This is a genomic window from Methylobacterium sp. Leaf399 (assembly GCF_001424525.1).
GTDB lineage: Bacteria > Pseudomonadota > Alphaproteobacteria > Rhizobiales > Beijerinckiaceae > Methylobacterium.
Genome location: NZ_LMQK01000001.1, coordinates 399,137 through 412,194, shown reverse-complemented (window position 1 = coordinate 412,194; position 13,058 = coordinate 399,137). Strand labels below are relative to the sequence as shown.

The window sequence follows — 13,058 nt, the reverse complement described above, 5'->3', positions numbered from 1 at the left end:
TCGCTCAGCGCGTGGCGCCGACCGCCACGCGGTCCCCGCCGCCCGCCCGAGCGTCGCGCAGGGCGGCCATGGCCCGCCCCAAGGCCTCGTCGGGGACCGCCTCGTCGGCGCGGATCTGCGCCACCCCGATCCTGACGGCGACCGTCACGACCCGACCGTCGACCGGCATGGAGCGCCCGTCGAGAACGCGCAGGATGCGATGGCCGGCGAGTTCCGCCGCCTCGAGATCGGTCTCGGGCAGGACCAGCGAGAAGACGCCGGTTTCGTGCATCCCGACGATGTCGCTGGGTCTCAGGGTCTCGGACAACTCGCCGTAGAGAGTCCGAAGGACCGCGCCATCGGTGGCTTCGCCCGAGGTCCCCGTGGCGATCGCCAGGACGGAGACGGGCCTGCGATAGCGTCGCGCCCGCCGGATCTCCGCGACTGCGCGCCTGGCGAAGCTCTGTGCCGATAGCGCGCCGCCGGCCGGGTCCGTGGCGCCGAGGGCGGTGAACGCCTCGTCATGGGCGCCCAGCCGGCGCCACGTCGGCCTCGCCACGGCGAGACCCTGGGTCAGGAGGGCGACGAGGACGACGGCACCGAGGCCGAGCGCGGTCCATTCGAGGGAGTCGGCCCTGGCTGCGACGCTGCGCTGGTACGCCTTGACGACGGGGTCGAGGCCGGACGGGAAAGTCTCGCCGGCGAACCGCGCGATCGCCGACAGCCGGTCGGCCTTGTTCGGATCCTGCCGGGCGCCGTCCTCGGCGGAACGGACCTGGGTCAGGAACTCCTGGACCTGCCCGACCAGGGGACGTTCCCCCGCGGCATAGAGGGCCTGGAACGCCTCGGCCGACGCCGGCGACACGCCGAGCGCCCGGTCGGCCTGGCGCAGTTGCTCGTGCGTGCGCGCAAAGCGCGTCACGAGTTGTCCGCCCTGGAATTCCGAAGCGGTATCCCCCGTCGCCGCTCGGGCCGCGAGGTAGGCGATCCGCTGGGCCTGGGCCTGCTGCTCGCGCACGAGGTCGAGGAGGACGACCGCGTCGCGGCGGGTGGCGAGCGCCGTCGCGGTGGCCACATGCATCGCGGCCAGGGCGACGACCGCCAAGGCGACGGTGCCGAGATAGACGAGCAGGGTCTGGCGTTGCCGCAACGGCCGTTGCGCGAGGTCGTTCGCCATCGGGTCGTCACATCCGGTTGCTGACAGGCCGGTCCCGTCCGGCGGGGCTGGTCCGGGAAGGAAGAACGGGACCGCCGGCCAGGGTCGAACGTTCGGTCGGCTCCGCTCTTCGAGCGGAAGGCCGCATGCGCACAGCCTGCTTAGCAGGGGCGTGAACCCCTGTCAGGCAGCATGCTGGTTGCAGCCGGTGAGGTGCTCGCGCGAAAAGTCGTCCTTGGACCCCGGGCGGCCGAACAGGTAGCCCTGGAGGTCGGTGCAGCCGTACTGCGTGACCGTGGCCCGCTGCTCCTCGGTCTCGACCCCCTCGGCGGTGACGGTCATGCCGAGGCCGCGGCCGAGGGCGACGATGGCCTGGACGATGGAGGCCGTGGCCGGGTTGGCGAGGTCCTGCACGAAGGACTGATCGATCTTGAGCTTGTCGAACGGAAATTTCCGCAGGTACGACAGGCTGGAATAGCCCGTCCCGAAATCGTCGAGGGAGATGCGGACGCCCAACCGCCGCAGCAGGTGGAGCGCGTCCACCACCTGCGGCAGGCTCTGCATCAGGACGGTCTCGGTGATCTCGAGTTCGAGCCGTTCGGGGGCGAGGCCGGTCTCCGCCAGGGCGTGCATCACGATCTCCACGAACCGGGCCTGCCGGAACTGGATGGCGGAGATGTTGACCGCGATCCGCATGTGCGCGGGCCACCCGGCAGCCTCGAGGCAGGCGGTGCGCATCACCCATTCGCCGAGTTGCACGATCAGCCCGGTCTCCTCGGCCAGGGCGATGAAGGCTGCGGGCGAGACGAGGCCGACGCGCGGGTGGCGCCAGCGCACCAGGGCCTCCGCTCCCGACGGACGCAAGTTCTGCGCATCGACGAGCGGCTGGTAGTAGACTTCGAATTCGCCGCGGGAGAGGGCGCCGCGCAGGTCGATCTCCAGGTTGCGCTTGGCCTCCGCGGCGGCATCCATGTCGGTCTCGTAGAACCGCCGCGTGTTGCGGCCGTCGGCCTTGGCGCGGGCCAGGGCGAGGTCGGCCCGCTTGAGCACGGTCCGGCTGTCGCGCCCGTCGGTCGGCGCCACCACGATGCCGATGCTGAGCCCGATCTCGACGAGCTTGCCCTCGACCCATGTCGGCCCCGTCACCGCGTCGATGAGGCGCTGGGCCAGGGCGGCGGCACTGGCGGGCTGGCTGGCCGCCCCGATCTGGAGGATGGCGAACTCGTCACCGCCGAGGCGCGCCACCACGTCCTCCTGGCGGAGCGCGCCGCGCAGGCGCGCGGCCACCTCGACGAGCACGGCGTCGCCCGCCCTGTGGCCGAGGGTCTCGTTGATGACCACGAGGCGGTCGAGGTCGAGGTAGAGCAGCGCGAAGGGGATGCCGTCGCGCTCCAGGCGCTCGAGCCGTTCGGCGAGGCAGGCATGGAACCGGCTCCGATTGGTCAAACCCGTCAGCGCATCGTGCTGGGCCATGTGCGCGATCTGCCGCTCCCGCTCCTTCACCTGCGAGATGTCGCGCAGGAAGGCCGAGATCCGCATGCGGTCGTTCTCGCCCGACTGGGAGATCGCCATCTCCACGGGAAAGGTCGATCCGTTCCTGTGCAGGGCCGTCAGTTCGAGGCGGGACCGGCCGACGACGGCGCTCGCCCCGGTGGCGAGGTAGCGCGCCATGCCGACCGCGTGCCGGGCCCGTAGCGGCTCGGGGATGATGATCTCGGCCATCGGGCGGCCGCGCACCTCGGCGGCGGTCCAGCCGAAGACGGCTTCGGCGGCCGCGTTCCACTCGACGATGGCGCCCTCGGAATCGACTCCCACGAAGGCGTCCTGGGCGATCTCCAGGATCTGCCGGTAGGGGGGATGGGCCTCACCCGCCACCTCCTCCCGCAGGTCCGGCCATTCGGAGACGAGGGCCGCGAGGTCGGCCAAGTGCCGCTCCTCGCTCTGCGAGACCCGGCGGTGGGCGTCGTCGAACAGGCACAGGCTGCCGATCGCGCCCCTGTCCGCCATGGCGACCGGTGCGCGGGCCAGAAGGCGGAGGCCGGGGCTCGACGGAAGGCCGGGCGGCAACGCCTTCGTGCACCACCCACGAATCCGGGCGCAGGCCTCGCGTTCCGATTCGGTCTCGGGGTGGTCCGCGCCCATGCGGATTTCGAGGAGGGCCAGGGCCGGGTCGTCGAAGATCAATCGCACGACGGGGACCCGGAACGTCTCGGCCGCGAGTCCGCACAGGGTCCGAAGACGGTCGATCGCCGGTTGCATCCCGGTCTCCGGATGACGCGGTTCCGACAGACGCCGTGAGGTTCGAGCCATCCCCATCCTGCCTGAACCGCCGCTCCTCGACGAGGTCGCCCCTCGGCCCGAGAGTGCGGGCGGTTCGTTAAATTAACTTCAACGTCATCGCGCGCCGAAGTCGATAAAGATTTCCATCGTCCGATAAGGAGTTCACTATACATATCATGAATGTGAAAAATGTTGAAGATACCGTTGGATCATATGACGGTATCCTTGCGATGAAGCGTTGTCTTGACGACGGTTTTGCGATTCTTTGCCGCGTCGAAAGATCAGGTGAGATCCGGATCGATTGTTGTGGGCAACCCGTCGCGACACTGTCGTCCACGGCCGGCCTCAGGCCCCGCGAAAGCCGACGCGGCTCATCACGCCCCAGCCCTGGGCGCCGCGCAGGTACTGCCACATGCCGCGCAGGCGCCAGAAATTGGAGATCTGGCGGTATCCGAAGTTCTCGATGACCGCGATGCCGGTGAGCAGGACGAGGTCCATGACGCGGGGGACGCGCTGCAACTCGATCTCCTCGAGGATGAGCGAGGCGACGCTCACGAAGATTCCGAACACGAAGGTCAGGGCCAGGAACGCCAGCAGGTACTCCACCGACAGCAGGCCGAGCATCCACAGCATCGGCACCAGCAAGTAGCCGAGCACCTCGATGGGCGGTCCCAGGACGTCCACGACGAGGACGTGACCGAAGCCCAAGAGGCCGATGCGGCCGTAGCGGGGGCGGAACAGCATGTCGCGGTGGCGGAAGAAGGTCTCCAGCGCGCCGCGCTGCCAGCGGCTGCGCTGACGGCCCAGCACCGTCCAGGATTCCGGCGCCTCGGTCCAGCACACGGGTTCGGGCACGAACACGATCTGGTAATCCTGGGCGCGCTCGCGCAGGTGGCGGTGGATCTTGACGACGAGTTCCATGTCCTCGCCCACGGTGCGGTGGCTGTAGCCGCCGACCTCGATCACGGTCTGGCGCTTGAACAGCCCGAACGCGCCGGAGATGATGGTCAGGGTCCGCAGGCGGCTCCAGGCCAGACGCGCCATCAGGAAGGCGCGCAGGTATTCCATCGTCTGGAACAGGGCCAGGAGGTTGCGCGGCAGGCCGAAGGACAGCACCCGTCCCCGTTCGATCCGGCAGCCGTTGGCGATGCGGATGGTCCCGCCCACCGCCACCGTCCGCACTGGATCGTCGATGAAGGGCTGGACCGCCCGGAGCAGGGCGTCGCTCTCGAGGATGGAATCCGCATCCACGGCGCAGAAGATCGGGAACCGCGACAGGTTGATGCCGGCGTTCAGCGCGTCCGACTTGCCGCCGTTGCCCTTGTCGACGACCAGCAGCCGGGGATAGTCCGGCGAGCCGTAGAGCCCGCGCACGCGCTCGTGGGGCACGACCTCCGTGTAGTGACGCAGGATCGGCTTCAACCCGAACCCGTCGATCATCGTCTGGAGGGTCGAATCCTTGGAGCCGTCGTTGACGGCGATGACCTCGAAGTCGGGATAGTTGAGCGCCAGCATCGAGCGCAGCGAGTCGACGATGGACAGTTCCTCGTTGTAGGCGGGCACCAGCAGCGAGATCGGCGGGCTGATCTCGGCGTAGCGCCGCCAGAGCAGGCTCGCGCGCTTCTCCGGGCGCTGCGTCGCCAGTTCCCGCATCGCCAGCACGAGCTGCAGCACGTAGAGCCCGTTCTGCATGAGGCCCGTGCCGATCACGATGAGCAGGACGATCTCGAGGGTCGAGGTGACGATCGTCCCCATCGAGAGGTCGAAGCCGGTCAGGTCCATCACGCGCTCTCCCGATCCATCACGCGCGTCGCTTGCGTTCGGCAAGGACGTGCTCGGCGGTCTGGCCGAGCGTCGTCTGGCCGGCCAGCGCCACCATTTCCTGCAGGGCGCCGATCCCGAAGTCGCCGAGCCGGGCCAGGGCCTCGCCGGCGCGGTGGCGCACCCACCAGTTGTCGTCGAGCAGGAGGTCGCAGAGCTGCGGCCCGAGTTCGAGCAGCCCCACGCGCCCCACCGCCTCGGCCGCCTTGCAGCGGACCTCCCAGCGCTCGTCGGACAGGTAGCGCGCGATGGTGCCGTAGCCGTCCGGGTGCCCGAGGCTGCCGAGGTTGCGCGCCACCGCCACCCGCATGTCGGTGGAGGGCGCGTGTTCCAGGGACAGGATCAGTTCGAGGATGCCCTCGATCCCGGTCTGCGTCAGCGCGTCGAGGCCCGCGGTGCGGATGCGGTCGCTCTGCCGAGGGTCGACGACGAGGTCGAGCAGGGCTTCCGGCCGCGTCTGCGCAAACTGGGCCAGCACCAGTTCGATGCGGCGGGAGCTGTTGGCCTGGGCGAGCCGGGCGATCAGGGCCGTATCGAAGATGAGGTCGCTGCCGTGGGCCGAGAGGGTCGTCGCGGCGGTGAAGCTGACGTCGTCGTGCCGGTCGAGGACGGCCTTGCCCAGGGCCTGCGAGGTCGCCGCCGACGGGAACCAGGCGAGGCCTTCGGCGGCGGCGAGGCGGTTGCGCACCGGCCCCGTCGCGAGCTCGCGGCGCAGGCGGTCCCCGATCCCGGCCGCTTCGGCCAGGGCCGCCAGCCGTTGCTGGCCTTCCCCGCGCACGATCTCGAAGACCTCGACGAGGAGGTCCGTCGCGAGCTTCTGGTCCCGCGACAGGGCCTCGGTGATCGCGGCGGCCTGGCTGGCGTAGCCGGTCTCGGTCCATTCCAGCATCAGGCCGAGGAGGGTCTCGCGCCGCTGCGCCTCGTCGCGCAGGCGCCCGACGCTCTTCAGGCGCAGCCCGACGAGGACCGTCATCGTCGCCAGCGAGAGGGCCGCGAGACCCAGCGAGATCTCCCAGATGAGGGTCAGGAACACGTGCGAGGCCCGAAATGTCCGTCCGCCCGACCCTGGCACGGAACCGTTGCGCCTTCGTGAGGATGTCGCGTCGTGCGCGCGGGGGGAGGGGGGCCCGGACGCGCCATCAGAAGCGCGTCGTGAGGCCGACGCTCACGCTGGTGCGGTCGAAGGATTTGACCCGGTCCTCGTGCGAGGCCGACAATTTCACGCTGACGGTGTCGTCGATGTCGTAGATGCCGCCGCCGTAGAGTGCCCGGGTGGGGATCACCCGGCCGTCGGAGGTGTCGGGCGCATCCGCCCAGCCCACGAACAGCGTCAGGCGGTCGGTGGGCATGCCGTCCACCCGCACCGAATAGCCGCCGAACTTGTCGAGGCGGTCGCGCACGAAGGCGAACCCGTCGGGTGCGCGCGTCGTCGCCCGCGAATTCGCCAGCGTGCCGATGACCCTGCCCGAGATCCAGAGGCGTCCGTCGAGGAAATACTGCTGCAGCCCGGGGCTCGCCGTCTCGACTTCGATGGCGTCGTATTTGGCGTAGCCGGCGTCCAGGGTCAGCAGGGTCGCTCCCAGATGCGCGTTGCCCTTCCAGACGCGCAAGGATCCGCCGGCCTCGGTGAAGACGATCGGCCGGTAGACCGCGTCCGGCGATCCGCCGAGGCGGATGTAGCTCGTCGAAGCATCCGACCAGCGATGGTCGAGGCGGGCGTCGATGAGCGTGTTGACGATTCTGAAGCGGTTCGTGACCTCGACGCCGCCCGAGATCGTGGTGCGCTCGTTCAGGGCGTAGCCGAGGCGGGCGCTGCCCTCCTGCCAGCCGTCGCCGTCGCGGGTGAGGCTGCTCACCGACCCGTCGAGGTCGAGCCGCCAGCGCGGGCGGATCGCCTGCGCGAGCCGGGCCTCGATCTCGGCCGAGGCCGGATCGACGGCGGCGGCGTCGCGGTAGACGACGCGGGCCTCGTCGTCCTGCAACGTTCCGCGCAGGGAATCGCCCAGTCCCAGCAGGATGTCGGGGTCCTGCGGCAGGCGTGTGCGCAGCTGACGGAAGATCCCTTCCGCTTCGGCCGGCTCCCCTCGAGCGAGGATCACCCGCGCCGACAGGGCCTGCGCCTCGGTGTTCTCCGGCCGGCGGGCGAGCACGCGGGCGATGCGCGCCGCAGCCTCGTCGAGGCGGCTCTCGTAGAGATCGACGCGGGCGAGGCCGAGGATCGCATCGGCGGAGTCAGGGGCGATCGCCTCCGCCGCCTCGAAGTCGCGGCGGGCGTCGGCGAAGCGGGCCTTGCCCTGGAAGGCGGCCATCGCGCCCGCCGAGACGAGGAGGTCGGCATCCCGCGGGTGGGCCCGCAGCAGGGTCCGGTAGATCGCCTCGGCGGCGGGAAACCGTCCCGCCTTGCGCAGGGCCTGGGCCTCGTCCCGGCTGCGTCTCTCGGCCTCCTGCACCTGCTTCCTGGCGCGCTCGATCCGCTGGGCCTCGCGGTCGCGGGCGGCCTTCTCGGCCGCCGCGACGAGGTCCGCGCTCGCACGGGCGATCCGGGCCTGGAGGTCGAGCGCCTCTCGGTTCCTGGGCTCGCGGGCGAGCAGGATGCCGATTTCGCGGGCGGCCTCGGCGGGACGTTTCTCGTAATAGGCGATGCGGGCGAGCCCGAGCCGGGCGTCGCCGTAGTCCGGCGTGCGGGCCAGCGCCTTGAGGAAGGCCGCGCGCGCCTCGGGAAAGCGGTTCCGGGCGATCAGCGACAGGCCGAGTTCCACCTGCGCGTCGACGTCGTCGGGATCGAGGGCGACGGCGTCGGAGAAGCGCGCGATGGCCCGGTCGAACTGTCCGGCCTTGCGCGCCGCCTGACCCTCGACGAAGGGCCTCCGGGCTTCCGTGCGGGCAGCCTCGGGCCCCGGCGTCGTCGCGGCACTCGCAGGCATCGCCGGTCGCGCCTCCGGCGGCGGCTTTCGCGCGGCCGCCAACTGGGCTTCGAGGGCCTTCACATCGGGGTCGTTCGGCGAATTCCGCCTCAGGGTGGCCAACTCCCGCTCGGCCCCGTCGAGGTCCTTGGTGGCCAGCGAGACCCGCACCAGGCCGGCCCGCGCGTCGTCGTAGGCGGGGGCTTCGGCCAGCACCGTGCGGAACGTGGCACCCGCCTCGTCGAAGCGGCCCTTGGCGAACAGCGCGAGGCCGAGCTGGAGCCGGGTGTCGGTGTCCGCCGGCCGCAGCGCGGTCGCGCGGCTCAGGGCGGCGATCGCCTCATCGACGCGCCCCTCCTGGCGCGCGCTCGTACCCTCGCGCGACAGGCGTTCGGCGGTGACGTCGTCGGTCGATTGGGCCCGCACGGGTGCGGCGGCCGCGATCCCGGACAGGCTCGCCACGGCGAGGAGCAGGAGCGGTCGGAGCGGTCGGCGTCGGGAAGGCGAAGGCTGGCAACTCACGCGACGAACCCGCTTGGGACGCGGACCACCGCCGCGATCACGCGACGCCGACCCTGGGGGCCTTCAAGGATAGTCTGACGAGGTCACAGCTTTGTCCGATGGTGGTTAACTCGCCGTGAAGCAGCCGGCGCGTGCGTTCAGTCGATCACCCCATGCAGGGCGAGGCCGGAAAAGCTCGACCACGCCGAGAGGCCGGTCGAGATCTGCGCGATGGCGTCATCGAGTCGCTGGCGATCGCCGAGAAAACTCACGCGCGAGGCCGGAGCCACGCTTTCACGCTCCAGGGCGTAGATTCGACCTGACGCAGGCGATCCGATTGGCGTCGTCAGGAGGAGGGCGAGGGCATCGCCTCCGGCCTGCGGCAGCAGCAGGAGATCGCCGCTGTCGGCGGGGCGGTAGGTCCGCGCGGTCTCGTCGGTCACCGGCCCGGCCTCGAGGGCGACATGCAGCGGCCTCGCCGCGGAGGCGGTCCAGGCGAGCAGGGGCTCGGCGGCCGCCACGATCTCGGCCGGCGTCGTGCGGTAGGCCATCACGGTGACGCGTCTCGCCCCGCGCCCGACCGCCGGCATCACGAGGCCGGCGGCAGGGTGGAGCGGCAGCCAGAACGGCAGCACGAGGTCGAGGTCGAGGGGGTCGGCCGCCGCCGACAGGGCGTCGAGGGTGGTGGCCCAGCCGCGCAGGATGGCATCCGGGTGGGCCTGGAATCCGGGCAGGAGATAGGGCTCGATGTCGTATTGCACGCCCGCCAGGCGGCTCTCGGGGGCTGCGCGCCGCTGATAGGCGACGAGAGCGCCGAGCCGGCGAAGTGCCGCCGCTCGGCCTTCGTCCAGCGCCATGCCGGGATCTCCTTCCACCACCGCCACGGCGATGCCCGATGCCCGGGCGAGCCCGACGAACGTCGAGAACCGCGCCTCCTCGGCGATGGTGTCCTCGGCGATCGCGACGCTGACGAACAGGCGCGTGATCCGGCGCGCCAGGGCTTCGGCCACGAGGTCGTCCGGCGCCTCGCGCCAGCGGTGCGGGCGCCAGGCCCAGGCCGACAGCGGCGGCCGGACGGCCTCGCCATTCGCGGCTTGCGAAACGAGACGCAGGTCGAGGAGGGTCGTCGTGCCGGCGGACGCCGGGCAGGCCAGGACGAACCGTGGCGAGTCCCCCGCCGGCGGTGTCCGGTCGAGGCGGCCGTCCATGGGAAGAGCGGCGGCCTCTCCCTCGCTCGCCGGACCGGCCACGGACGCCGAGAAACCGGGATCGCCCGTGACGTGCCAGCGCAGGGTGAGGCGGGCCCCGTCGGGCAGTCGCGCCGGGCCGGGATCGAGAACCACGCCGGCCGGCCTGACGCCGGGGCCGCAGCGCAGGGTCACCGCCTCCTCGGTGCGGCTCACGACGGCGCGCTCCTCGACGCCGAAGGTCCGCGCGGTCATCGCCGGGATCAGGGACCGGTCGAGGGCCAGCGGGGTGGCGCGCGACGGCGTCGGCGGCTCCTCGAAACCGACACCCGAGGCCGTGAAGCCGGCTCCCTGCCCGGTCCCGGAGAGGACGAGGCGGTCGCGTCCCGGCGGATCGGATCGCGCCACCGCGCCGACCCAGGCGACGCTGGCCGGCGGCACCGGGAGGGAAAGCGTGCGGCATCCCTCGGCCGGGGTCGATCCGGCCGGCGCATCGGCGATCGTCAGCCGGCCGTCCCCGGTGCGGCAAAGGGTTGACCGGTACGGCGACCCGCCATCGACCGTTCGGCTCATGGCGGGACCTCCCTGCTGCAGGATCGTGAGCGCGAGGGTCACGGCGGAGAAGGAGCCTGCCATACGCCTTGCCCGAGGGCTCATCTTCGCTGTCATCCACTGTGCCGCGCGGCCTCACGCGAGGACCGCCGCCAGGGTATGCGCCCGAGGGTTGGCGCTCGCTTAAGGAACGCTGCCGCCATCGCGCCTTCGGGGCAGTGATCGCGCTTAACCCCCCGTTGACCCTGCGGGCTTAGCCTCGCCCGCGGGCTGGATGACGGTGGACCATGAGCGACGGCGCCTCGAGGCAGCAGGGCGACCTGTGGCGGAAAGTCGGCTTGTGTCTTCTCGTCCTCGTCTTCCTCACACCCATCGCCCTCGGTGTCCTGTACTACCGGTCGCGGATCTTCATCTTCGGCGGCCTGTCGGGCCCGGCCGGAACCTCGGTGGTGAAGCCGCCGAGCCCCGCGGATTGGCGCAGCTACCGCGACGGGGACACCGCCCGCCTCGCCATCCTGCTCACGGACGAGGCATCGGCCTGGCTCGGCCTCGTCCACGGCCTGAAGAGCCTGGGCGTGCCCTTCACGCTCACCCGGGACGTGGCGGAGGCGGTTCGGTCCAAGGTCGTGCTGGTCTATCCCTACGTCTCGGGGCTGGTGCTCAAGCCCGACGAACTCAGGGCCCTGGCCGCTCATCCGCAGGGCGGCGGAACGCTCCTGGCGGCCAACGTCCTCGGTGGAGGCCTCAAGGAGGTGTTCGGCTTCGGCGACGTCCAGCCCTCGCGAAAGCGCTTCGCCATGAGCTTCTCGGGGGCCAGCCGGACCTGGCTCGGTTTCGACGAGCCCGAGGAGCAGACCGTGCGCTTCGGCGATCCCGCCCGCAATCCGGAGGCGCAGCTCGGCACCCACGGCTACGGCCAGGCAGCGGACGCGCTGGCCTTCTTCGAGGACGGCACGGCGGCGATCACACGGCGGCGCTTCCCCACGGGCGGGGCGGCCTATGCCCTCGGCTTCGATCCGGGCTTCCTGCTGCTGATCGGCCAGAACGCCCGCGGCGCCGACATCGAGCGCGACTACGTCAACGCCTATTCGCCGCAGAACGACCTGGTCCTGCGCTTCCTGCGGCAGGTCTGGCGCGAGGGCGAACCGCTGGCGGTGAGCCTCGGACGGGTGCCGGACGGCAAGGCGCTCGCCGTCATGATGACCTTCGACGTGGACTTCACCCGCTCCCTGCCCAACGCGGTCGCCTATGCCGAACTGCTCAAGGAGTTCGGCGTGCGGGGCACCTTCTTCATCCAGACCAAGTACCTGCGCGACTACAACGACGAGATCATCCTGACGGACGAATCCGCCGCCCATCTCAGGCGGCTCGGGGAGCTCGGGATGGAACTCGGCAGCCACACCGTCGCACACTCCTGGATCTTCCGGGATTTCCCCATGGGCGACGGCAAGGAGCAATATCCCGCCTACCGCCCGATCGTCGTCAACCGCAACGAGGCCCGCGACGGCACCATCCTGGGGGAACTGCGTGTCAGCAAGTTCCTCGTCGAATCCCTGGCGCCGCCGGCCAAGGTGGTCAGCTTTCGCCCGGGCCACCTGTCGAACCCGGGCGGATTGCCCCAGGCGCTCGAAGCGACGGGGTATCGCTACAGCTCGTCCGTGACCGCGGGCAACGCGCTCTCGCACCTGCCGGTCCGCCTCACCTACGGCCGCGGGGCGCAGGCCGAAACGGGAATCTTCGAGTTCCCCCTCACGGTGGAGGACGAGCGGGCGCCCCTCATGGGCCTGCGCCTGCCGCAATCCCTGGAGGTCGCCCGCAAGATCGCCCGCGACGGCGGCATCTATCCCGTCCTGGTCCATCCCAACATCCTCGGCCACAAGCTCGAGTTCGTGAGAGGCTTCACCAGGGCCATGCGGGACCGGGCCTGGTTCGGGAGCGTCGACGACTTCGGCGCCTGGTGGGCGGCCCGGGACGGCGTCGCCCTCGATGCCCGGCGCGAGGGCGACGGCGTCACGGTTCGCCTGACCGCGCCGCGCGCCCTGGACGGCCTCACGGTCGAGATCCCGCCGCACTGGTTCCTGGACGGCTCCGAGGTCACCGACGCCCGCATTCGGCAGCGCCCCGGCGCGGTCACGCTCCCGCTTCCCGTGGGCACCACCACGCTCCGGTTCCGCACCGCCCCGAGGGGCACCGGAGCGCGGTCCGATGATTTCAAGCTGAGAACAGGCGGCCTCGCTTCACCGTGACCCTGGGTGATCGTCGGCCGGAAAGTCTCCGCGCGGCTGCGGGCGAAGCCGACATGCGAAGCTACGGGAAGCGCATGGTCGACGCGAGGCAGGTGACCATCGAGCTCGAGACGTGCTCGTCCATCAGCGACGGGCTTGGCAACCGCCGCTGACCGTGCGCTCGCCAAGCAGCCTCTCCCGTCAGCGATGCCGAACGACAAAAGGGGCCGGCAACAAGCCAACCCCTTCGGTCAATTCGAGAAACCTATGGTACCACCGCCCCGGCTCGAACGGGGGACCCCCAGATCCACAATCTGGTGCTCTAACCAACTGAGCTACGGCGGCACATGAGGGGCGTGTATCCCGCCCGTGCCGGCTTTTCAAGCGCAAGCCGCGTCTTCTTCGGGGCCGCCCTTGACGATCGATCGGGTTGGCGCCTCATGGGGCCATGCCG

The 13,058-nt window shown here is 70.8% G+C and carries 7 protein-coding genes and 1 tRNA gene; 1 reads left to right on the top strand and 7 read right to left on the bottom strand.

Annotated features, from left to right (window positions below):
- Positions 1-4: 4 nt before the first annotated feature.
- The 6 genes from ASG40_RS01925 to ASG40_RS01900 all read right to left on the bottom strand — a co-directional run bounded on the left by ASG40_RS01925 (position 5) and on the right by ASG40_RS01900 (position 10,400).
- The gene (locus ASG40_RS01925) at positions 5-1,156 is read right to left on the bottom strand and encodes a GGDEF domain-containing protein (protein WP_055879616.1); all 1,152 of its coding nucleotides are present in this window, start codon (positions 1,154-1,156) and stop codon (positions 5-7) included.
- A gap of 162 nt (positions 1,157-1,318) precedes the next feature.
- Positions 1,319-3,394 (bottom strand): putative bifunctional diguanylate cyclase/phosphodiesterase, encoded by a 2,076-nt coding sequence (locus ASG40_RS01920; RefSeq protein ID WP_055879607.1) that lies wholly within the window; start codon positions 3,392-3,394, stop codon positions 1,319-1,321.
- A gap of 366 nt (positions 3,395-3,760) precedes the next feature.
- Entirely contained in the window at positions 3,761-5,197 is a 1,437-nt protein-coding gene (locus tag ASG40_RS01915) for a glycosyltransferase family 2 protein (protein ID WP_244472231.1), read from the bottom strand.
- A gap of 19 nt (positions 5,198-5,216) precedes the next feature.
- A complete protein-coding gene (locus tag ASG40_RS01910; protein WP_055879604.1) occupies positions 5,217-6,269 on the bottom strand; it encodes a HEAT repeat domain-containing protein in 1,053 nt (350 codons plus the stop codon).
- Positions 6,270-6,375: 106 nt separating this feature from the next.
- A complete protein-coding gene (locus ASG40_RS01905; RefSeq protein WP_055879601.1) occupies positions 6,376-8,601 on the bottom strand; it encodes a tetratricopeptide repeat protein in 2,226 nt (741 codons plus the stop codon).
- Positions 8,602-8,798: 197 nt separating this feature from the next.
- On the bottom strand, positions 8,799-10,400 hold the full coding sequence (locus ASG40_RS01900; protein WP_156387504.1) for a hypothetical protein: 1,602 nt from the start codon (positions 10,398-10,400) through the stop codon (positions 8,799-8,801).
- Between the two features lie 266 nt (positions 10,401-10,666).
- Between ASG40_RS01900 and ASG40_RS01895 the strand changes: the two genes are divergently transcribed.
- Positions 10,667-12,625 (top strand): polysaccharide deacetylase family protein, encoded by a 1,959-nt coding sequence (locus tag ASG40_RS01895; RefSeq protein ID WP_055879594.1) that lies wholly within the window; start codon positions 10,667-10,669, stop codon positions 12,623-12,625.
- A gap of 247 nt (positions 12,626-12,872) precedes the next feature.
- Here the strand turns inward: ASG40_RS01895 and ASG40_RS01890 are convergent.
- A tRNA-His gene (locus ASG40_RS01890) sits at positions 12,873-12,949 on the bottom strand.
- Positions 12,950-13,058: the final 109 nt, after the last annotated feature.